This window comes from Streptomyces sp. MMCC 100, assembly GCF_041538145.2.
GTDB lineage: Bacteria > Actinomycetota > Actinomycetes > Streptomycetales > Streptomycetaceae > Streptomyces.
Genome location: NZ_JBGORK020000001.1, coordinates 7,721,733 through 7,740,645, shown reverse-complemented (window position 1 = coordinate 7,740,645; position 18,913 = coordinate 7,721,733). Strand labels below are relative to the sequence as shown.

The window sequence follows — 18,913 nt, the reverse complement described above, 5'->3', positions numbered from 1 at the left end:
CACCGCTCGGCGGCACTCCCTAGGCGACGCTCCTCCAGAAGTCCCGCATCAGCGGCGTGGGTGCGGGACTCGTCATCCCCACCTGCGTCAGCAGGATCGCGACCGTTCCCGTGGCGGGGACGATGTGCGCCGTCGTACCCGTGCCGCCGACCCAGCCGTAGCGGCCGGGCACGGTCCAGGGGTCGGTCGGGGCGACGTCGACCTGGCCGCCGTAGCCCCAGCCCTGGCCCTCCAGGAAGAGGGGGACGGCTGCGCGCTGCTCGGCCGTGAGGTGGTTGGTGGTCATGCGGTCGACCGAGGCGCGGGTGATGAGGCGGTGGCCGTCGCTCCCGCCGCCGTTCAGCAGCATGCGGGCGAAGGCCAGCCAGTCGTCGGCCGTGGAGACGAGGCCCCCGCCGCCCGAGTGGAAGCGCGGGAGCCGGCTCCATTCCCCCTGCGGGGTGTCGGCCGGTTCGAGGGCGCCGTCCGGGGCCGGGGTGTAGAAGGACGTGAAGCGGGGCCGCTTGGCCTCGGGGACCTCGAAGGCCGTGTCCCTCATGCCCAGCGGTTCGAAGATCCGCTCCGCGAGGAAGTCGGGGAACGTGCGGCCCGACGCCCGGGCGACCAGGATGCCCTGGAGGTCGGAGGAGGTGCCGTACAGCCAGGCGTCTCCGGGCTGGTGCAGCATCGGCACCCGGGCGAGCAGGCTCAGCCACGTGTCCGGGTCCGGCCAGTCCTGCAGGGCGCGGCCGTCCCGCTGCACGGCGAACAGGGACTGCACCGCCGGGAGGGAGAAGTCGGCGGGGAAGCCCCAGCCGGTGCGGGAACTGAGCAGGTCCTCGACCGTGATGGGGCGGGCCGCCGGGACCACGTCGTCGACGGGGGCGCCGGGGGTACGCACCACGTTCGGCTTCGCCAGCTCGGGCAGCCACTCCTCGACGGGAGCGTCCAGGGCGAGCCGTCCCTCCTCCACCAGCATCAGGACCGCGGCCGCCGCGACGGGTTTGGTGATGGACGCGATACGGAAGATCGTGTCCCTCGCCATCGGCGCGGTGTCCTCGGTGTCCACCGAGCCGACGGTCACCACCTCCACGTCGTCTCCGCGGGCGACGAGTCCGACGGCCCCCGGCACGCTCCCGTCGTCGACGTACCGGTGCAGGGTGTCGCGCAGCGCGTTCATCGGGAGACCTTTCGACCGGGCTCATCGTCCCGGGTACGACTCCCGGGGCGGTGGAAACTCATCGGCCGCCCCGGCGGCACACTGTTGCAAGCAAGCTGCTTGCAATAGTTAGCAGACTGCTGCATGGTGGAGGCATGGCATCGCTCAACGTCGGCAACCTCGGTGAGTACCTGCGCGAGCAGCGGCGCAACGCGCAGCTGTCCCTGCGGCAGCTCGCCGATGCCGCGGGCGTTTCCAACCCGTACCTGAGCCAGATCGAGCGCGGACTGCGCAAGCCGAGTGCGGAGGTGCTCCAGCAGGTCGCCAAGGCGCTGCGGATCTCCGCCGAGACGCTGTACGTCCGTGCGGGGATCCTCGACGCCGAGCGGGACCGGGACGACGTGGAGACGCGTGCGGTCATCCTCGCCGACCCCTCGCTGAACGAGCGGCAGAAGCAGGTACTGCTCCAGGTCTACGAGTCCTTCCGCAAGGAGAACGGGTTCGGGACCGATGCGGACGCCGGCACCGACGCAGATGCCGCTGTCGACGGGGCTGAACCAGTACAAAACCCTCATCCGTAAGCAATTCCGGAGGACCATCACCATGGCCATCACCGACGACCTGCGCAAGACCTTCAGCGACCCCACCCCGCTCTACTTCGCCGCGGGCACCGCCGACCTGGCCTTCCAGCAGGCCAAGAAGGTGCCGGTGCTGGTGGAGCAGCTGCGCGCGGAGGCCCCGGCGCGGATCGACGCCGTACGCAACACCGACCCGAAGGCCGTCCAGGAGAAGGCGACGGCCCGCGTCAAGGAGACCCAGGGCAGCCTCCAGGCCAAGGCCAACGAGCTCTTCGGCTCCCTCGACGCCGACTTCAAGAAGCTCGGCGAGACCGCCCAGGACCTCGCCCTGCGCTCCGTCGGCGTCGCCGCCGAGTACGCCATCAAGGCCCGGGAGACCTACGAGAAGGTCGCCGAGCGCGGCGAGCACGCGGTGCGCACCTGGCGCGGCCAGGCCGCCGACGGCATCGAGGACCTCGCCGAGGACGTGGAGGACCTCGCGGTGGCCGTCGAGCCGGCCAAGCCCGCGACGGCCAAGCCCGCTACGGCCAAGCCCGCGACGGCCGACTCCGAGCCGGTCCGGGTCGGCGACGACAAGCCCGCCGCGGCGAAGAAGACGCCCGCCCCGCGCAAGGCACCGGCCAAGAAGAGCACCACCGCCAAGAAGACGACGCCGCCCGCCAAGTAGGGGCGAGGGGCGCTACGAGTGGGGAGCGGGCCGGGCACCCTTGGGGTGTCCGGCCCGTTGTGCGGGTACGGTGACCGCGTAATGACGATCCGATTCTGGTGGTGGACGTTGTGCTGATGCAGGGGTTCGCAGGCTTCATGTGGCTGCTGAGCATCGCCCTGATCCTTTTCAGCGGCTTCGCTTTGATCGACGCCGCCACGCGCCGTGAGGACGCCTACCGCGCGGCCGACAAGAAGACCAAGCCCTTCTGGCTGATCATCCTCGGGCTCGCCTTCGTGGTGAACCTGATCTTCAATATCCTGTCGTTCCTGCCGATCATCGGTCTCATCGCGACGATCGTGTACATGGTCGACGTACGGCCCGCCCTGCGCGGCCTGTCCGGCGGCGGCCGCAGCAGCCGCCGCGGCTCCAGCAGCGACGGCCCGTACGGCCCGTACAACGGCGGACGCTGACGGACCCCCGCGCGGGGGCACTCGTGACCGGGCGGCTCAGGCCGTCCGGTCCAGCAGGACCACCGCCACGTCGTCGGCCAGCTCGCCGCCGTTGAGTTCGCGCACCTCGTTGACGGCCGCCCGCAGCAGCTCCTCGCCCCGCAGGCCCCCGGCGCGCTGGCGGCGGACCATCTCCACCATGCCGTCCTGGCCGAGCCGCTCCCGGCCCTGGCCGACGTGGCCCTCGATCAGGCCGTCGGTGTAGAGCATCAGGCTCCACTCGGCGCCCAGCTCCACCTGCGTCCGCGGCCAGCGGGCGCCCGGCAGCAGTCCCAGCGCCGGGCCGTTGTTGTCGTACGGCAGCAGGCGTGCGGGCACGCCCGGTGCGGCGATCAGCGGGGACGGGTGCCCGGCCAGGCACAGGCCCGCGCGGCGGCCGTCCGGGGATATGTCCACGGCGCACAGGGTCGCGAAGATCTCGTCGTCCGAGCGCTCGTGCTCCAGCACCTGCTGGAGCGTGCCGAGCAGCTCGTCGCCGCAGAGCCCGGCCAGGGTCAGCGCCCGCCAGGCGATCCGCAGCTCCACGCCGAGCGCCGCCTCGTCCGGACCGTGCCCGCAGACGTCGCCGATCATGGCGTGCACGGTGCCGTCCGGGGTGCGGACGACGTCGTAGAAGTCGCCGCCGAGCAGCGCGCGCGAGCGGCCCGGACGGTACCGGGCGGCGAAGCGCAGCGGGGAGCCGGCGAGCAGCGGGGTCGGCAGCAGGCCGCGCTCCAGACGGCGGTTCTCCTGCGCCCGCAGCCGGCCCTCGGCCAGGCGCCGTTCCGCCGAGTCGGACCGCTTGCGCTCGACGGCGTAGCGGATCGCCCGGCTCAGCAGGCGCCCGTCCAGCTCGTCGCGGAACAGGTAGTCCTGCGCGCCGACCGCCACGGCCTCCGCGCCGCGCTCGGCGTCGCTGGAGGAGGTCAGCGCGAGCACGGCGTGCCGGGGCGCGAGCTCCAGGACGTGCCGGAGCACGGCCAGCTCGTCGTCGCCCTCCGCGTCACCTTTGCCGTTGCCACCGCCGTCGGTGCTCGTACGGGCCGGGGCGGGGGCCGACAGGGCGAGGTCCAGCAGGATGCAGTGGACGTCGTCGGTCAGCAGCCGCCCGGCCTCGGTGAGGTTGCGTGCGGTGCGGACGCGGATCGGCTTGCCGGCCTGGTCGAGCAGGTCGGGCACGATCGGCGAACCGGCCGGGTCGTCCTCGATCAGCAGCACCGTCAGGTTCGTGGGGGCCGCGCTCTCGGTCCGGCGGCTCTGCGTCCGGTCGGTGCCGGGGGCCGTGCCGGTGGTGCTGGTGCTGGTGCTGGTGCCGGTGCTGGTTCCGGGGCTGGTGTCCGTGGGCTTCTCGCGCTTCTCCGTGGGGTTCTCTCGCTGGGCGGTGGGGTTCTCGGCCGGGTGCGTCCCGGGCGGGGCCTGTTCCGTGGAAGGGCCGCTGTCCGGGGACGCGGCGGGCGCCTGACCACACTCCACGGCCGGGATCGCCCTCTGCCGCGGTACGGGTACGGGCATTGTCTTGGTTTCCTTCCCTCCCCCCGAGGGCATGGCGGGGCGAGGGACCTCGACCCACCGACGGGGACCATAGCGGGTGACGGCGCCGCTGCGGAATGGTCCAGAACACGTCGGGCGGCCATCGGCCACTGTCATATGCCGCGTTACCCCCCGCAGTTGGACACGTCGGCCGGTGGCCTGGGATGACGAACGTCACGCGGGGCGGGGCGCCGGGCGTGGACTGGGTCACGTGGCCCGCCTCACGCGCCCGGCGCGGGGCGCGTGGCCCGCGTCACCCCTTGGGCGCGGACGCCCTGTTCCGGGGCCGTGTCCGGCCGGACCACGCCGAGGATCGGCATCGAGCCCGCGCCGGCGACGGTGATCGAGCGCCCCGGGCGCGGGGCGTGCACGACGGAGCCGTCGCCGACGTACATGCCGACGTGGCTGGCGTCGTCGAAGTAGATGATCAGGTCACCGGGGCGCATGTCCTCGACGGCGACGTGCTTCAGCTGCTTCCACTGCTGCTGCGAGGTGCGCGGTATCGCCTGCCCGGCCGACACCCAGGCCTGTGAGGTCAGACCGGAGCAGTCGTAGGTCTTCGGGCCCTCGGCGCCCCACTGGTACGGCTTCCCGATCTGGGCGGTGGCGTATTCGACCGCCTTGCGGCCCCGCTCGGTCGCCTCGGTGTCGAGGTCCTTGAGGATGCCGGAGCCGAGCCAGGCGGTCTGGGCCTTGGCCTGCGCCTCCCGCTCCAGCCGGGCGAGGCGCTCCTTCTCCTCCTTCTCCAGCTCGGACTCCAGCTTCTCGGCCGCCGCGATCTGCTTCTCGATCTTCTTCTGGGCCTTGGCCTTGGTCCTGCGGTTCGCCTCCAGCTCCTTGAAGCGGGCGGAGGCGTCCGCCGCGTAGGTCTTCAGGTCCTCCTGGGCGCGGGTCAGCTCGCCGAGCAGGCCCTTGGTGGCGCGCTGGCCCTGGAGCACCCGGCCGGTGCCGTCGAGGAAGTCCTCGGGGTCGTCGCTCAGGACCAGCTTGGCCCCGTCGGGCAGGCCGCCGGTGCGGTACTGGGCGCGGGCCGCGGCTCCCGCGCGGTCCTTCAGCCCGTCCAGCTTCTCCTGGCCCTTGACGATCTTCTTGGCCAGCTCGACGATCTCGGCGTTCTGCTTCTCGGCCTTCTCCTCGGCGGCGTTGTACTCCTCCGTGGCCGAGGCCGCCGCGCGGTAGAGCTTGTCGAGCTTCTTGCGTACGGCTTCCAGGTCCTTGCCCTTGCCGGGCGTGGCGGCCGGGGCGGCAGAGGCGCTGGGGGCGCTCGATGACGGTGACGGCGACGGAGACGACGAAGGGCCCGGGTCCGCGAACGCCGTGCCCGGTGCCGCCAGCACGGTGACCGCGCAGACCACGGCCACGGCAGCGGTCGTCAAGCCACGCTTCCCCGTACGCATACCTCGCCCCCAACCTGATTAACCGTCAGTAACATAGCCCGCTCGGGGGATCGTGCCATGCCGGCGTGAAAAGCGACAGAGGCCGTGCTTTCCTCCCGCTTCCCCTCGGTTGCTTCCCTGCGGTTGCTTCCCTCGGTGTGTGACGAACGCCGCACGGAGATCGTTCCCGGCCCACGGCCGCCCCCGTCCGTGCCGCACGGCCGGTCACGCGCGGGGCGCCAACGCCTCCCACCGCACCGTCACTTCGCCCTGCCGCCACCGCACCGGTGCGTCCGTCACCGGCCAGTCGGCCGTCAGGTCCCGCACGGCCCGCATCCAGCGCTGCCGGGCACCGTAGGAGGCGTAGGGCGCGGCGGCGGCCCAGGCCCGGTCGAAGTCACGCAGGAAGGCGTGCACGGGCTCGCCGGGGACGTTGCGGTGGATGAGCGCCTTCGGTAGCCGTTCGGCCAGGTCGGAGGGCTGGTCCAGGGAGCCGAGCCGGGTGGCGAAGGTGACCGTGCGCGGCCCCTCGGGTCCCAGTGCCACCCACACGTGCCGGCGCCCGATCTCGTCACAGGTGCCCTCGACCAGAAGCCCGCCGCCCGAGCGCCCCGACGCCGACGCCGGCGCGAGCCGCGCGCACAGCCGCTGCCAGACGGCGGCGACCTCTCCCTCGTCGTACTGGCGCAGCACGTTCGCCGCGCGGATCAGCAGCGGCGGCTCGGGGACGGGGACCTCGAAGCCGCCGTGCCGGAAAGCGAGCCCCGCGCGCGCGTACGGCTGGGCCGCCGCCACCCGGGCCGGGTCGATCTCGACGCCCACCACGCGCGCGTGCGGCGCGACCGTGCGCAGGCGGAGCAGCAGTTCGACGGCCGTCCAGGGGGCCGCGCCGTAGCCGAGGTCGACGGCGACGGGATCGGCGGCGCGGCGCAGTTCGGCGCCGTGCACGGCCGCGATCCAGCGGTCCATGCGGCGCAGCCGGTTGGGGTTCGTCGTCCCGCGCGTGACCGTGCCCACGGGGCGGGTGGCGGTGGCGCGGGGTGGCATGCCTACGAGGGTAGGCGGCCGGTCGTCAGGCATCCGCGCGCGGGTTGGTGGTACCCGGGACTCCAGGGCAGGGACCCCGCCGCCACCGGCTCGGGGGGTGACCCCGCCGACCCTCGAACGGTTGAGCGATAGGCGGTAATGATTCGGCAAAGGTCGGAAAACCGGAATGGAGCACCGCCCGTCCGGTGTTCCCACCCCTTGGAGGACACCGCAGGTCCTCCGACCGGCATGCCCGCAGCGAGGAGGAACGGCTCGTGAGCCAGTACGTCAGCAGGCTCGGGCGTCGCTCACCGGCGGCCTCCCCGCGGCTCCGGCTGCTGCGCAGGCCCCGCCGCGTCGCCATGCTCTCCGTGCACACCTCACCGCTCCACCAGCCCGGCACCGGCGACGCCGGCGGCATGAACGTCTACATCGTGGAGCTCGCGCAGCGCCTCGCCGCGATCAACATCGAGGTCGAGATCTTCACGCGGGCGACCACCGCCGCCCTCCCGCCCGCCGTCGAGCTGGCCCCGGGCGTCCTCGTCCGGCACGTCGACGCGGGCCCGTACGAGGGGCTGGCCAAGGAGGAGCTGCCCGCCCAGCTCTGCGCCTTCACCCACGGCGTGATGCAGGCCTGGGCCGGCCACCGACCCGGCCACTACGACCTCGTGCACTCCCACTACTGGCTCTCCGGCCACGTCGGCTGGCTCGCCGCACAGCGCTGGGGCGCCCCCCTCGTGCACGCCATGCACACCATGGCCAAGGTCAAGAACGCCAACCTGGCCGACGGCGACACCCCCGAACCCGCCGCCCGCGTCATCGGCGAGACCCAGATCGTCGCCGCCTCCGACCGCCTGATCGCCAACACGGCGGAGGAGGCCGACGAACTCGTCCGCCACTACAGCGCCGACCCCGGCAAGGTGGCCGTCGTCCACCCCGGCGTGAACCTCGAACGCTTCCGCCCCTTCCCCAAGGGCTCCGTACCCGGCCCGGGACAGCACGGGAACGCCCGCGCCGCCGCCCGCGCCCGCCTCGGCCTGCCCCAGGACGCGCTGATCCCGCTCTTCGCCGGCCGCATACAGCCCCTCAAGGCGCCGGACATCCTGCTGCGCGCCGTCGCCGTACTCCTCGACGAACGCCCCGAGCTGCGCTCCCGCATCGTCGTCCCCGTCGTCGGCGGCCCCAGCGGCAGCGGCCTCGCCAAGCCGGAGGGCCTGCAGAAACTCGCCGCGCGGCTCGGCATCGCCGACGTCGTACGCTTCCGCCCGCCCGTCGGACAGGAACAGCTCGCCGACTGGTTCCGGGCCGCGTCCGTCCTGGTCATGCCGTCCTACAGCGAGTCCTTCGGCCTGGTCGCGATAGAGGCCCAGGCGGCCGGCACCCCGGTCCTCGCCGCCGCGGTCGGCGGCCTCCCCGTCGCCGTGCGCGACGGCCACACCGGCCGCCTCGTCGACGGCCACGATCCCGCCGCGTACGCGCGCGTGCTGCGCGACTTCGCCGACAACCCCGAGCTGACGCCCCGCATGGGCGACGCCGCCGCCCGGCACGCCCAGTCCTTCGGCTGGGACAGCGCCGCCGCCGCGACGGCCGACGTCTACACGGCCGCGATCCAGTCGCACCGCCGTCGCGTACGCTCGCACCATGGCTGAGGCACCGGACAAGGCAGCACAGGTCGTCGAGGGGGCACTGAAGGACGCCGAGCTGGAGTGGGAGAGCCCCGAACCCGGCAACTTCGTCGTCAAGCTCCCCGGCACCCGCAAGCTGTCCACGACGGTCTCCCTCCTCGTCGGCCGGCACTCCCTCTCCCTCAACGCCTTCGTCATCCGCCACCCCGACGAGAACGAACCGGCCGTCCACCGCTGGCTGCTGGAACGCAACCTCAAGCTCTACGGCGTCGGTTACGCCGTCGACCGCCTCGGCGACGTCTACGTCACCGCGAAACTCCCCCTGGCCGCCGTCACCCCCGACGAGATCGACCGCCTCCTCGGCCAGGTCCTGGAGGCAGCCGACGGCGCCTTCAACACCCTGCTGGAGCTGGGCTTCGCCTCCGCCATCCGCAAGGAGTACGAGTGGCGGACCTCGCGCGGCGAGTCGACCCGAAACCTGGAGGCGTTCCGGCACCTGATCGAGCGCTCCGGCGACTGATCGGCCTCAGGTTCTGGCGCCGCTCGCCCGGTACCGCCCCGGCGTGACCCCCACCAACCGCTTGAAGTGCCGGGTCAGATGGGCCTGGTCGTAGAAACCGGTGGCGCCCGCCACGTCCGCCGGTGACTGTCCGGCGAGCAGCAGCCGCCGGGCCCGGTCGACGCGGCGGGACATCAGGTACTGGTGCGGCGCGATGCCGTAGGCCCCGCTGAACGCCCGTACGAGATGCGCCGGATGCGCGGGGACGAGGGCTGCCGCCTCCTCGAGACCGATCCCCGCGACGACCCGCTCGTCGAGCAGCTCCCGCAGCCGCCGGGCGAGCACGGGATCCCGGCGGGCGGGGTCCGTGTCGCCCCTGGGGCGCAGATGGGTGCGGAGCCGCTCGCCGATCAGCGTCAGCCGGCTCTCCGCCTCCAGCTCGTCACCGGGCAGTGCGAGCGCGGCGTGCAGCTGCCCGACCCGCTGACGCAGCACCGGATCCCGCAGGTCGGGGGCGTCCACGGCCGGCCCGATCAGCTCGTCGCCCAGCCGGGAGGCGTCCAGGTACAGGACGCGCTTGCGGAAGCCGTCCGGGGTGGCGGGGGAGCCGTTGTGCGGCACGTGCGGCGGCAGCAGCGACACCGTGTCGTGCGGGGTGCCGTGCTCGTGCCGGTCCAGGTCGTACCGTACGGCGCCGTCGTCGACGATGAGCAGCGTCCAGGCGTCGTGGACGTGCATCGGGTAGGCGTACTCGGTGTAGTGGGCGTGGAAGACCTCGACGACGCCCGGGACACGGGGCCGCCACGCGGAGACGTTCCGCTGGTCCTTCCGTCGGCCGGCCATGCAAAAAACGTACAAGACCGGGCGGGGTGCGGGTCGGCAGTCTCACCGTATGAGCACGCACGACGCAGCCCCGGAGACTCCCGGCCCCGAGACCCCCGTCCGCTTCGACACCAAGATCGTCGTACTGCTGCGCGAGGACCTGGAGACCTGGCAGCGCCTCAACGTCACGGCCTTCCTGGTCAGCGGCCTGGGCAACCAGTTCCCCGAGGTGATCGGGGAGCCGTACGAGGACGCGGACGCCGTCGGCTACCTGCCGATGTTCCGCCAGCCGGTCCTGGTCTTCGAGGGCACGAAGGAGACGCTGACGACAGCCCACGCGCGCGTGCTGTCCCGCGCCCTGCCCCGCGCCCTGTTCACGTCCGACCTCTTCACCACGGGCAACGACCGCGACAACCGGGCGGCGGTACGGTCCGTCGCGACGGCGGACCTGGACCTGGTGGGCCTCGCGGTGTACGGCCCGAAGAACGCGGTGGACAAGGTGCTCAAGGGGGCGCGGATGCACCCGTGAGCGAGCGGCGGGATCAGACGGCGCCGGTGTCGACCCGGGGTGCGGGGGCGACGGACGTTTCCCGGGTCACCGGTGTCTCGTCGTCCGGCAGCCCCCGCATGAGCCCCCAGTACCCGGCCGCCGCCACCGTACCGACGACGGTGCAGAGGCCCCACAGCCACTCGGCGCCCCAGTGGTCGATGACGAACCCGGACATCAGCGGGGCGACGAGGGCGGCGACCGCCCAGGACATGGTGTACATCCCCTGGTAGCGCCCGCGCCCGTGCACGGGGGAGAGGCGGACGACGAGCCCGGTCTGGGTCGGCGCGTTGACGATCTCGGCCAGCGTCCACACGCACACGGTGAGCGCGAAGACCCCGACCGACCCGGCGAAGGCGGTGAGCCCGAAGCCGTACCCGGCCAGCAGGGAGGAGGCGACGAGCAGCAGCCGCGGATCGCGGTGCTCGATGAACCGCGTGACGGGAATCTGCAGGACGACGATCAGAACGCCGTTGACGGCGATCGCGACTCCGAAGTCCGCGGGCGTGAACCCGGCCTCGCCCATGGCGACGGGCAACCCGACGTAGGCCTGCTGGAAGATCAGGGCGACAAGGAAGGACAGCCCGACGACGCCCATGTAGCGCCCGTCGCGCAGCACGGTCAAGAGGGAGACGGCCGCGTCCTTGTCGTCGACGTCGGTGGTCCCCGTCCGCTGCGGCCGGGACTCGGGCAGCTTCACGAAGACGAGGACGGCGCAGACGAGCGTCATCCCGGCCTCGATCATGAACCCGGCGAGATAGCTGACCTCGGCGATGAAGCCGGCCGCCATGGAGGAGATCGCGAAGCCGAGGTTGATGGCCCAGTAGTTGAGCGAGAACGCCCGGACCCGGTCCTCGGGCCGCACGATGTCCGCCATCATCGCCTGCACGGCCGGCCGGGAGGCGTTGCTCGCCATGCCGACCAGGAAGGCGACGGCGGCGATGGCCACCGGGTCCCGCATGAAGCCGAGCAGCGCGACGGACAGAGCGGTGGAGGTCTGCGCGACGAGCAGCGTCGGCCGCCGCCCGATCCGGTCGGTCATCACCCCGGCGCCCAGCGAGGACACCACCCCGCCGAGCCCGTGCAGGGCGGCGACCAGACCGGCGTACGAGGCGGAGTAGCCGCGGTCGATGGTCAGGTACAGCGCCATGAAGGTGGCGACGAAGGCACCGAGCCGGTTGACCAGGGTGCTGGTCCACAGCCACCAGAACTCGCGGGGGAGCCCGGAGACGGTCTCGCGTGCGGCACGCCTGAGTCCGGCGACTGACATGGGTCCCCCGAGATGGCTGTAAGCGGCTGATCCGGTGAGCACAACTTACAAATGCGACCCTCTGGGAGCCATTCAATTAACACTTCCCGTCAACCGTCCGCCCACCGGGCGCACGCGCGAGGGATAGGGGCGTTGGATTACGCTCGGGAGCATGGCCGACGCACCGTACAAGCTGATCCTCCTCCGCCACGGCGAGAGCGAGTGGAACGAGAAGAACCTGTTCACCGGCTGGGTGGATGTCAACCTCACCCCGAAGGGCGAGAAGGAGGCGACGCGCGGCGGCGAGCTGCTCAAGGACGCCGGCCTGCTGCCCGACGTGGTCCACACGTCCGTCCAGAAGCGCGCGATCCGCACGGCCCAGCTCGCGCTGGAGGCCGCCGACCGCCACTGGATCCCGGTCAACCGCCACTGGCGCCTCAACGAGCGCCACTACGGCGCCCTCCAGGGCAAGGACAAGGCCCAGACCCTCGCCGAGTTCGGCGAGGAGCAGTTCATGCTGTGGCGCCGTTCCTACGACACCCCGCCGCCGCCGCTGGACCGCGACGCCGAGTACTCCCAGTTCAACGACGCCCGCTACGCGATGCTCCCGCCGGAGCTGCGCCCGCAGACGGAGTGCCTGAAGGACGTCGTCGCCCGCATGCTGCCGTACTGGTTCGACAGCATCGTCCCCGACCTCCTGACCGGCCGCACGGTCCTGGTCGCCGCCCACGGCAACTCGCTCCGCGCCCTCGTCAAGCACCTCGACGGCATCTCCGACGCCGACATCGCCGGCCTGAACATCCCGACGGGTATCCCGCTGACGTACGAGCTGGACGCCGAGTTCAAGCCGCTGAACCCGGGCGGGACTTACCTGGACCCGGACGCGGCCGCGGCGGCGATCGAGGCCGTCAAGACCCAGGGCAAGAAGAAGTAGGCGCGCCTGCGAACAAGCCCCCTGGCCGGCGGTTCTCCCGCCGGGAGGGGGCTTCTCGCTGCTTCGGGGCCGTTCCGAACGCTCCGCACCAGGGCGTCGAAGGCAGGGTGACTGTTAGGCCCGCTAGCTCGTGCGGGCGCAGCTTCCCCGGTCGGCGTGTTGGGGGCCGTCGGCGGACGGGCGGATGTCGAAGTCGAAGACGGCGGTGGGCAGGTAGAGCGTGGCGCAGGAGTTGGGGATGTCGACCACGCCGCTGAAGCGGCCTTCGATCGGGGCGGCTCCCAGCAGCAGGTAGGCCTGCTCGGGTGAGTAGCCGAACTTGGTCAGGTACTCGATCGCGTTCAGGCAGGCCCGCCGGTAGGCGACGTGTGAGTCGAGGTAGCGCTGACGGCCGTCCTCGTCGACGGAAATGCCGACGAAGGTGAGGAACTCGCTGTAGCGCGGCTCGACGTTGCCGGGGAAGAACACGGGGTTCGTCGTCACCCCGTACGTCTGCATGCCGCCCTTGATGAGGTCGACGCCGAGATCGAGGTAGCCGCCCATCTCGATCGCGCCGCAGAAGGTGATCTCGCCGTCGCCCTGGCTGAAGTGCAGGTCACCGGCGGAGAGTTTGCCACCCTCGACATACACCGGCAGGAAGATCCGGGCGCCCCGGGTGAGGTTCTTGATGTCCTGGTTGCCGCCGTTCTCGCGCGGCGGCGCGGTGCGTGCCGCCTCCTGTGCGGCGCGTTCGAACGCGTCGCCTTCCAGGGTGCCGAGAAGTGCCCTCTGCGGCTCCGGCGGCAACGCGAGCGGGGGCACTCGGTCGGGATCGGTCGCGATGAGCTCGGCCTCGCGGGCGTTCCACCGACCGAGCAGGTCGTGCGACGGGGCGGTGCCGATGATGCCCGGGTGCGTGATGCCGGTGAAGCGCACGCCGGGCAGGTGGCGGGAGGTCGCGATCTGCCCGTGGAAGTCCCAGACCGCCTTGTACGCCTCCGGGAAGTGCTCGGTGAGGAAGCCGCCGCCGTTGGACTTGTCGAAGATGCCCGTGTAGCCCCAGCCCTGGCCGGCGACCGGCCCGGTCTCCTGCGGGACGGGACCGATGTCGAGGATGTCGACCACCAGCAGGTCACCGGGCTGCGCACCCTCGACGGCGATCGGTCCGCTCAGCGGGTGGACCATCGAGAGATCGAGGTCGCGGATGTCGTTGGCGGAGTCGTCGTTGTGAACCGCCCCGTCGAACCACTCCCGGCATTCGAGGCGGAACTCGGCGCCGGGCCGGACGGTCGCCACCGGCGGGATGTCGGGGTGCCAGCGGTTGTGCGGCGGGACTGCCTGGTCGTAGAACGACCGGGACTGGTCGACGCTGAAGAGCACTTCGGGCATCTGTCGTTCCTTGCCTGTCGGTCACGGTTTCGGGAGGCGTGCGTGCAGGTGATTCGGCGGGCGAGCGGGACGACGGGGTGGTGCGGGCGTGCGGCGCAGCACCGTCGGCTCGTGCGCGCTGGCCTCGGCGGCGTCGCGCGCCCGTCGCAGGGCGGAGTGGGGCGAGGTGAGGGCGGGCGGGGCGTACACACGCGTCGCCGCTCCGCCGCAGGTGACGCACGTCGGCTCAGGGACCGGGGCGTCGATCGGACGGACGACCTCGAACACGCCGCACTGCCCGCACGCGTAGTCGTACCTCGCCATGTGAGAGCCTCCGCGTCACGTTGGGGGCGGACCGGGGATGTGATGGCGCTGGCCGGGCCTCCCCGCTGCCGCTGAAGCCGTTTGTGGCGGTTTGAGAATAATGACCGTTCAGTGGTGTGGCTGAACGACTCGGTGTGGAGTAATCCTGTCGGGTATGGCGGCGCGCGCAGATGGGGGTCGCGCTGTGCTCGACAGGCCCCACCGGGGCCGACGACCTTGGGTCCCGGACGATTCTCCGGGCCGTCCCTGGACAGGCCGGGGAAGACAGGCCGGGGAAGCAGCCATTCTGGGCTGGCCCCGGCTTCGTCCCGTGCACTACGTTGTGCAGCCATGACTACCGGGACGGCTTCGCGCCACACACGGATTGGTGACCCGGTGCTCTTCTGAGCGCCGTACGGGCCGGTGTGGGCCCGCTGCCGCATCGAGGGTCCCGCGCTGACGCGCGCGCTCCGCCTCCGTCGTGTTGATCACAGGCTCGACACATCAACCACGACAGGAGAACCCATGCTCACCAAGACGCTGCGGATCCCCACCGCGGACGGACCGGCCGACGCCTTCGCCGCCTTCCCGGGTGGTGAAGGGCGGCACCCCGGGGTGCTGATGTACGCGGACGGGTTCGGGATCCGGCGCGTGCTGCGGGAGATGGCCCGCGAGCTGGCCGGACACGGGTACTACGTACTCGTCCCCAACTTCTTCTACCGGCACGGTCCGGCACCGGTGATCCGGCTTCCCGAGTACATCGGAGAGCAAGCCCGGGGCGCGGTCGTCGCCGAACTGATGCCCTTGATCGAGGCGCACACCACGGAACGCGTCCTGCGCGACGCCGACGCCTACCTCACGTTCCTCACCGCTCAGCCCGAGGTCAGCGCCGGGCCGGTCGCGGTGACCGGCTACTGCATCGGCGGGCTCCTGGCGACGCGCACCGCCGTGGCGCACCCCGGCAAGGTGGCGGCCCTCGCTGCGTTCCACGCCCCCGTGGGAGCCGACGGATCCGACAGCCTCTCCCAGGTCACCGCCGAGGTGCACTTCGGTCACGCCGCGGGCGACTTGACGCCCGCGGCGCTGGGCGGGATCAACCAGGCCCTGGACGCGGCAGGTGTCGGCTACACCTCCGAGATCTATCCCGGCACCGTGCACGGCTTCACCATGTCCGACACCGACGCCTTCGACGCCGCCGCACTGCAGCTTCACTGGGACCGCCTGCTGCCCCTTCTCCGCCGCACCCTGAGTCGGTCGAAGAACTCGGGTGACCTCTGCGAGGCGCCTGAGTAGGGTCGACCCGTGCCCGAGTTGGAGCAGTTGGATACCGGTCATGTCCAGGCGGTTCTGGACTTCGAGGTGGTGAACCGTGCGTACTTCGCCGCCTCCGTTCCCGATCGTGGCGACGAGTACTTCGAGCGGTTCGGAGAGCGGTACCGCGCCCTGCTGGCCGAGCAGGAGGCGGGTGTCTGTGTGTTCTACGTGCTGGTCGCCGAAGGCGGTCGCGTGCTGGGGCGGTTCAACCTGTACGACCTCGCCGGGGGCTCCGCCAACCTCGGGTACCGGGTCGCGCAGTGCGTCTCCGGGCGCGGTGTGGCGACCGGGACCGTACGGGAGGTGTGCCGGCTGGCGGTGGTGCGGCACGGGCTGCGGACGTTGCGGGCAGCCGCCGCCGATGCCAATCCGGCGTCGCAGAAGGTGCTGACCAAGGCCGGGTTCGTCGCGGTCGGGGCGGCCGGTCCCGCCGACCTCGGCGGGAAGACGGGGTTCTGGTACCGGCGCGACCTGGTGGTCCCGATGTAGGCGTGACGGCCGGCTCGGTCACCTCAGGGTGCCGGCTCCGGCGGTTCCACGATCGCGCGCAGCGCCGCGAGGTGGCCCTGGTACGCGGCGCGGCCCTGCTTGGTCAGGCGGAGCCACACGCGTTGGCGGGTGTCGCGGACGGCCTTGCGTTGTTCGACGTAGCCGGCGTCCATGAGTACGGTGACGTGCTTGCTCAATGCGGACGCGGAGAGGTCGAGTTGTTTTTGGACCAGGCCGAACTCCGCTTCCCCCGCGCCCTCCAGCAGCGCGCAGACGCGTAGGCGGTGCGGGGCGTGGATGGTGGTGTCGAAACCCGCCATCGGGTCGCCGTCTTCGGTGCTCACGCGTTCCTCCGGTGCAGGCGCGCGAAGGTGAGGTGGAAGCCGACGGACACGGCCGCGCCGATCAGGGAGGCCGCGATCAGCCACGCCGGTTGTCCTGTGGCGCGGAAGGCGAGCGGCCCCCCGACCAGCAGCAGAGGCAGGCCGACCATGAGCGGTACGGTCGCCCGCTTCGGCAGTACGTCCATCCGCAGCGCCACACCGGTCTTGTCGCGCCACGACTTTGTCGCGACGGCGAGGAGCGCCGCGTAGAGCGCGGTGATCGCCAGCATGGTGCCCATCCAGGCGGGGCGCGGCAACAGCCATCTTCCGTCGGCCAGGATGCCTGCGACGGTGATCGGGAGCGCGGCGACGTAGAGCGTCAGCGCGATGAAGAACCAGGTCGGCCACGGTGTGGCCGTCAGTGCCGTGGCCGATGCCCGGACGCGGTCGGTGTCGGCCAGGGCGGCGCGGGCCTGCTCCGGCGTGAGGGGTACCCCGTTTGTTTCCATGCCGGAAAGAGTAGCAGTTTGTTTCCGGCATGGAAAGTCTCGGCTTTCCGGTACGGAAAGGGGGGTGGCTGTGCGGTGGATCCTGTAATAGGCGCTGTATTACATTGGTTGCCATGGCCACCCAGCGTGCGGGAAGCACTGAAAACGTCTCCGTCTCCCTGCCGGCCGACCTGCTGGCGGTACTGCGGGAGCGGACCGGGAAGCGGGGGCTGTCCTCCTACATCACCGAGGCCGTCCGGCATCAGTTGGAGATGGACGGTCTGGCGGAGATCGTCGCGGCTCAGGAGGCGGAGCACGGCTCGCTGACCGAGGCGGAGATCGAGGCCGCGTCCCGGGAACTCTTCGGCGACGCCGGGCGCGACGGGAAGCACGCCGCGTGAAGGACGGCACCGCACGCTCGGTCGTCCTCGACTCGGAGGCGCTGTCGCTGCTCCTGCGCAACGACCGCGCCATGACCGCCCGTATCGAGGCGGCCCGCAGAGCGGGGCTCCCGGTCCGCGTCTCGGCGCTGACCGTCGTCGAGGCAGTGCACGGCAAGACCGACCTGCCGCGTCTGAGGTGGTACCTCTCCCGGCTCGGGCTGGAGGCCGTGACGCCGGAGGACTCGCTCGAAGCCGTGAACCTGCTGGGGGAAGCCGGGGGACTGCACGGGCACAAGTACGCGATCGACGCCCTCGTTGCCGCGATGGCCCTGCGCTCACCGTCCCCCGCCCTGGTCCTCACCTCCGACCGCGACGACTGGACCAGGCTCTGCGGTGACCGCGTGATCATCCGGGACGTCTGACAGCGTCAACGGCTCGGGGTCGTGCTCCCGGCGTCGGCGAGACCTCAGCTCCCCGCCGACGGTGCCCCGGGGCCGGTCCGGGCGTCGACCGCGTACCCCGGCAGCGACGGCCACCGCACCGTCAGCACCACGGACTCCTCCTCCGCGTACCAGGAGTGGTCGACGCCCCTGCCCCACACGACGTAGTCGCCCTGCTCGGCCAGTACGACACTGCGGCCGGGGAGTTCGACGCGGAAGCGGCCGCTGATGAGCACCTGCAGGGCGGTGCGTTCCTCGCCGGTGACCCAGTGGGCGCGCTCGTCCCCCTTCGGGTGGACGCCCCACTTGATCTCCACGTCCTCGCTGTGCCGGGGGTCGGAGGCGTCCTTGAAGTGCCCCAGCAGCCAGCCCCGGTCCAGTGCCGCGTCCTCGCCCGCATTGCCCACGTACACGCTGTCGGTCATGGTTCAGGAAGCTAGCAGCCGGCTGCCCCGGGAATCGCCGCCCTCAGGCCGGTTCCACCGGCAGCCACAGTTCCGTCGTCGCCGTCGTGAAGTCCTCCGCGCGGTCCAGGACGGCGACGATCGAGGGGCCCGGGCGCAGGCGCCAGGGGTTGGAGGGGAACCACTCGGCCGCGGTGGCCGCCCAGGTGGTCTGGAGGGCTTCCGGGAAGGGGCCCGAGCTGCGGAAGACCGCCCACGTGCCGGCCGGCACCTCGATGGCGTCGAGGTCGTCGGGTGCCGGTGTGCCGGCGGAGACGGCTACGCCGTGCAGATAGGTCAGTTCGCTGCCCTCCGGGCTGTCGGGGGCGAGATCGTCGGTGACCTGGAGCAGGCCTGCCGGGTCGGTGTCACCGAGGGCCTTCAGCCGGACGTGCGCCTCCTGGGGCAGAGCGGCGATGTGCTCCTGGATGTGCGGGTTGACGCCCTCGTAGATGAGGGGGACGCGGGTCGCGTGCCCGATCAGGCGGGACGCGGGGCGGTCGGTGAAACGGGTGTCCATGGGAGTGCTCCCTTCGACTCTCAGGCGGAACCTGAGCTGCGGCTGGGTCCGAAGGGGGCCTCCGTCACGGCGGACGTCGCGCGGGGCGGCGCCGTGGACCGACCGGAACGCGCGTCCGAACGCCTCCGTGGAGCCGTATCCGTACCGGACGGCGATGCCCAGCAGGTCGTCCCCGCCCCGCACGAGGTCGGCGGCGGCCACCGTCATGCGGCGCCGGCGGACGTACTCCGACAGCGGCATGCCGGCCAGCGACGAGAACATCCGGCGCAGGTGGTACTCGGTCGTGCCGAGCGTCGCGGCCAGCGCGGGTACGTCCGGTTCCTCGCCGAGGCGGTCCTCGACCAGGTCGACCAGGTCGTTCAGCGCCGAGATCACGGGGCCTCCCTTCGGCATCCACCGTGG

General features: G+C 71.8%; 23 protein-coding genes. 11 read left to right on the top strand and 12 right to left on the bottom strand.

The features are described from left to right. Positions 1-19 precede the first annotated feature (19 nt). A complete protein-coding gene (locus ABS735_RS35905; RefSeq protein ID WP_373904248.1) occupies positions 20-1,159 on the bottom strand; it encodes a serine hydrolase domain-containing protein in 1,140 nt (379 codons plus the stop codon). A 134-nt stretch (positions 1,160-1,293) separates the two neighbouring features. Here ABS735_RS35905 and ABS735_RS35900 point away from each other — a divergent pair, with 134 nt between their 5' ends. From ABS735_RS35900 to ABS735_RS35890, 3 genes are all read left to right on the top strand, one after another. Continuing rightward, complete coding sequence (locus tag ABS735_RS35900) at positions 1,294-1,719, top strand: helix-turn-helix domain-containing protein (protein WP_373904247.1); 426 nt, start codon at positions 1,294-1,296, stop codon at positions 1,717-1,719. Positions 1,720-1,741: 22 nt separating this feature from the next. Further along, on the top strand, positions 1,742-2,383 hold the full coding sequence (locus tag ABS735_RS35895; RefSeq protein WP_373904246.1) for a hypothetical protein: 642 nt from the start codon (positions 1,742-1,744) through the stop codon (positions 2,381-2,383). Positions 2,384-2,499: 116 nt separating this feature from the next. Then, positions 2,500-2,835, top strand: coding sequence for a DUF2516 family protein (locus tag ABS735_RS35890; protein ID WP_030868443.1), 336 nt, complete (start codon positions 2,500-2,502; stop codon positions 2,833-2,835). A 36-nt stretch (positions 2,836-2,871) separates the two neighbouring features. Here the strand turns inward: ABS735_RS35890 and ABS735_RS35885 are convergent, their stop codons facing one another. From ABS735_RS35885 to ABS735_RS35875, 3 genes are all read right to left on the bottom strand, one after another. Further along, on the bottom strand, positions 2,872-4,365 hold the full coding sequence (locus ABS735_RS35885) for a PP2C family protein-serine/threonine phosphatase (protein ID WP_373904245.1): 1,494 nt from the start codon (positions 4,363-4,365) through the stop codon (positions 2,872-2,874). Between the two features lie 239 nt (positions 4,366-4,604). Further along, a complete protein-coding gene (locus ABS735_RS35880; protein WP_373904244.1) occupies positions 4,605-5,780 on the bottom strand; it encodes a C40 family peptidase in 1,176 nt (391 codons plus the stop codon). Between the two features lie 204 nt (positions 5,781-5,984). After that, on the bottom strand, positions 5,985-6,806 hold the full coding sequence (locus tag ABS735_RS35875; protein ID WP_373904243.1) for a class I SAM-dependent methyltransferase: 822 nt from the start codon (positions 6,804-6,806) through the stop codon (positions 5,985-5,987). 254 nt (positions 6,807-7,060) lie between these two features. On the opposite strand from ABS735_RS35875, the gene mshA reads away from it, so the two are divergent. Together mshA and ABS735_RS35865 are read left to right on the top strand one after the other, a co-directional pair. Continuing rightward, positions 7,061-8,434 carry a D-inositol-3-phosphate glycosyltransferase gene (gene mshA / locus ABS735_RS35870; protein WP_373904242.1) on the top strand — a complete coding sequence of 458 codons (1,374 nt, stop codon included), beginning with the start codon at positions 7,061-7,063 and terminating at the stop codon, positions 8,432-8,434. Further along, positions 8,427-8,930: a type III secretion system chaperone family protein gene (locus tag ABS735_RS35865; RefSeq protein WP_373904241.1), complete on the top strand. Its 504-nt coding sequence runs from the start codon at positions 8,427-8,429 to the stop codon at positions 8,928-8,930. Before mshA ends, ABS735_RS35865 begins: the two co-directional genes overlap by 8 nt. Positions 8,931-8,936: 6 nt before the next feature. Here ABS735_RS35865 and ABS735_RS35860 read toward each other — a convergent pair whose 3' ends face one another. After that, positions 8,937-9,752, bottom strand: coding sequence for an AraC family transcriptional regulator (locus ABS735_RS35860; RefSeq protein WP_373904240.1), 816 nt, complete (start codon positions 9,750-9,752; stop codon positions 8,937-8,939). A gap of 49 nt (positions 9,753-9,801) precedes the next feature. On the opposite strand from ABS735_RS35860, the gene ABS735_RS35855 reads away from it, so the two are divergent. Then, a complete protein-coding gene (locus ABS735_RS35855) occupies positions 9,802-10,260 on the top strand; it encodes a DUF2000 family protein (protein WP_373904239.1) in 459 nt (152 codons plus the stop codon). Positions 10,261-10,273: 13 nt separating this feature from the next. Here the strand turns inward: ABS735_RS35855 and ABS735_RS35850 are convergent, their stop codons facing one another. Continuing rightward, positions 10,274-11,548, bottom strand: a complete 1,275-nt coding sequence (locus ABS735_RS35850; RefSeq protein WP_373904238.1) for an MDR family MFS transporter — start codon at positions 11,546-11,548, stop codon at positions 10,274-10,276. Positions 11,549-11,699: 151 nt separating this feature from the next. On the opposite strand from ABS735_RS35850, the gene ABS735_RS35845 reads away from it, so the two are divergent. After that, positions 11,700-12,461 carry a phosphoglyceromutase gene (locus ABS735_RS35845; RefSeq protein ID WP_373904237.1) on the top strand — a complete coding sequence of 254 codons (762 nt, stop codon included), beginning with the start codon at positions 11,700-11,702 and terminating at the stop codon, positions 12,459-12,461. Positions 12,462-12,584: 123 nt separating this feature from the next. Here the strand turns inward: ABS735_RS35845 and fmdA are convergent, their stop codons facing one another. After that, positions 12,585-13,829, bottom strand: coding sequence for a formamidase (gene fmdA, locus ABS735_RS35840; RefSeq protein WP_373904236.1), 1,245 nt, complete (start codon positions 13,827-13,829; stop codon positions 12,585-12,587). Between the two features lie 21 nt (positions 13,830-13,850). Then, on the bottom strand, positions 13,851-14,132 hold the full coding sequence (locus tag ABS735_RS35835) for an FmdB family zinc ribbon protein (protein WP_373904235.1): 282 nt from the start codon (positions 14,130-14,132) through the stop codon (positions 13,851-13,853). Positions 14,133-14,636: 504 nt separating this feature from the next. Between ABS735_RS35835 and ABS735_RS35830 the strand changes: the two genes are divergently transcribed. Together ABS735_RS35830 and ABS735_RS35825 are read left to right on the top strand one after the other, a co-directional pair. Then, entirely contained in the window at positions 14,637-15,404 is a 768-nt protein-coding gene (locus tag ABS735_RS35830) for a dienelactone hydrolase family protein (protein WP_373904234.1), read from the top strand. A 9-nt stretch (positions 15,405-15,413) separates the two neighbouring features. Next, positions 15,414-15,914 carry a GNAT family N-acetyltransferase gene (locus ABS735_RS35825; RefSeq protein WP_373904233.1) on the top strand — a complete coding sequence of 167 codons (501 nt, stop codon included), beginning with the start codon at positions 15,414-15,416 and terminating at the stop codon, positions 15,912-15,914. 23 nt (positions 15,915-15,937) lie between these two features. Here the strand turns inward: ABS735_RS35825 and ABS735_RS35820 are convergent, their stop codons facing one another. Continuing rightward, a complete protein-coding gene (locus tag ABS735_RS35820; protein ID WP_373904232.1) occupies positions 15,938-16,258 on the bottom strand; it encodes a transcriptional regulator in 321 nt (106 codons plus the stop codon). Then, positions 16,255-16,746 carry a hypothetical protein gene (locus ABS735_RS35815; protein WP_373904231.1) on the bottom strand — a complete coding sequence of 164 codons (492 nt, stop codon included), beginning with the start codon at positions 16,744-16,746 and terminating at the stop codon, positions 16,255-16,257. The genes ABS735_RS35820 and ABS735_RS35815 overlap by 4 nt, the downstream gene beginning before the upstream one ends. A gap of 113 nt (positions 16,747-16,859) precedes the next feature. Here ABS735_RS35815 and ABS735_RS35810 point away from each other — a divergent pair, with 113 nt between their 5' ends. Beyond that, positions 16,860-17,126, top strand: coding sequence for a hypothetical protein (locus ABS735_RS35810; RefSeq protein WP_373904230.1), 267 nt, complete (start codon positions 16,860-16,862; stop codon positions 17,124-17,126). After that, entirely contained in the window at positions 17,123-17,530 is a 408-nt protein-coding gene (locus tag ABS735_RS35805; protein ID WP_373904229.1) for a type II toxin-antitoxin system VapC family toxin, read from the top strand. The genes ABS735_RS35810 and ABS735_RS35805 overlap by 4 nt, the downstream gene beginning before the upstream one ends. Before the next feature lie 44 nt (positions 17,531-17,574). Here ABS735_RS35805 and ABS735_RS35800 read toward each other — a convergent pair whose 3' ends face one another. Then, positions 17,575-17,973: a cupin domain-containing protein gene (locus tag ABS735_RS35800; protein WP_373904228.1), complete on the bottom strand. Its 399-nt coding sequence runs from the start codon at positions 17,971-17,973 to the stop codon at positions 17,575-17,577. A gap of 43 nt (positions 17,974-18,016) precedes the next feature. Further along, positions 18,017-18,886: an AraC family transcriptional regulator gene (locus ABS735_RS35795; RefSeq protein WP_373904227.1), complete on the bottom strand. Its 870-nt coding sequence runs from the start codon at positions 18,884-18,886 to the stop codon at positions 18,017-18,019. Between the last annotated feature and the right edge of the window lie 27 nt (positions 18,887-18,913).

Coding starts and splice junctions, on each gene's coding strand:
- ABS735_RS35815 (WP_373904231.1), bottom strand. CDS start 16,746: ATGGAAACAAACGGGGTACCCCTCACGCCGGAGCAGGCCCGCGCCGCC.
- ABS735_RS35855 (WP_373904239.1), top strand. CDS start 9,802: ATGAGCACGCACGACGCAGCCCCGGAGACTCCCGGCCCCGAGACCCCC.
- ABS735_RS35835 (WP_373904235.1), bottom strand. CDS start 14,132: ATGGCGAGGTACGACTACGCGTGCGGGCAGTGCGGCGTGTTCGAGGTC.
- ABS735_RS35850 (WP_373904238.1), bottom strand. CDS start 11,548: ATGTCAGTCGCCGGACTCAGGCGTGCCGCACGCGAGACCGTCTCCGGG.
- ABS735_RS35845 (WP_373904237.1), top strand. CDS start 11,700: ATGGCCGACGCACCGTACAAGCTGATCCTCCTCCGCCACGGCGAGAGC.
- ABS735_RS35800 (WP_373904228.1), bottom strand. CDS start 17,973: ATGACCGACAGCGTGTACGTGGGCAATGCGGGCGAGGACGCGGCACTG.
- ABS735_RS35810 (WP_373904230.1), top strand. CDS start 16,860: ATGGCCACCCAGCGTGCGGGAAGCACTGAAAACGTCTCCGTCTCCCTG.
- ABS735_RS35885 (WP_373904245.1), bottom strand. CDS start 4,365: ATGCCCGTACCCGTACCGCGGCAGAGGGCGATCCCGGCCGTGGAGTGT.
- ABS735_RS35895 (WP_373904246.1), top strand. CDS start 1,742: ATGGCCATCACCGACGACCTGCGCAAGACCTTCAGCGACCCCACCCCG.
- ABS735_RS35880 (WP_373904244.1), bottom strand. CDS start 5,780: ATGCGTACGGGGAAGCGTGGCTTGACGACCGCTGCCGTGGCCGTGGTC.
- ABS735_RS35830 (WP_373904234.1), top strand. CDS start 14,637: ATGCTCACCAAGACGCTGCGGATCCCCACCGCGGACGGACCGGCCGAC.
- ABS735_RS35905 (WP_373904248.1), bottom strand. CDS start 1,159: ATGAACGCGCTGCGCGACACCCTGCACCGGTACGTCGACGACGGGAGC.
- ABS735_RS35890 (WP_030868443.1), top strand. CDS start 2,500: ATGCAGGGGTTCGCAGGCTTCATGTGGCTGCTGAGCATCGCCCTGATC.
- fmdA (WP_373904236.1), bottom strand. CDS start 13,829: ATGCCCGAAGTGCTCTTCAGCGTCGACCAGTCCCGGTCGTTCTACGAC.
- ABS735_RS35865 (WP_373904241.1), top strand. CDS start 8,427: ATGGCTGAGGCACCGGACAAGGCAGCACAGGTCGTCGAGGGGGCACTG.
- ABS735_RS35900 (WP_373904247.1), top strand. CDS start 1,294: ATGGCATCGCTCAACGTCGGCAACCTCGGTGAGTACCTGCGCGAGCAG.
- ABS735_RS35875 (WP_373904243.1), bottom strand. CDS start 6,806: ATGCCACCCCGCGCCACCGCCACCCGCCCCGTGGGCACGGTCACGCGC.
- ABS735_RS35860 (WP_373904240.1), bottom strand. CDS start 9,752: ATGGCCGGCCGACGGAAGGACCAGCGGAACGTCTCCGCGTGGCGGCCC.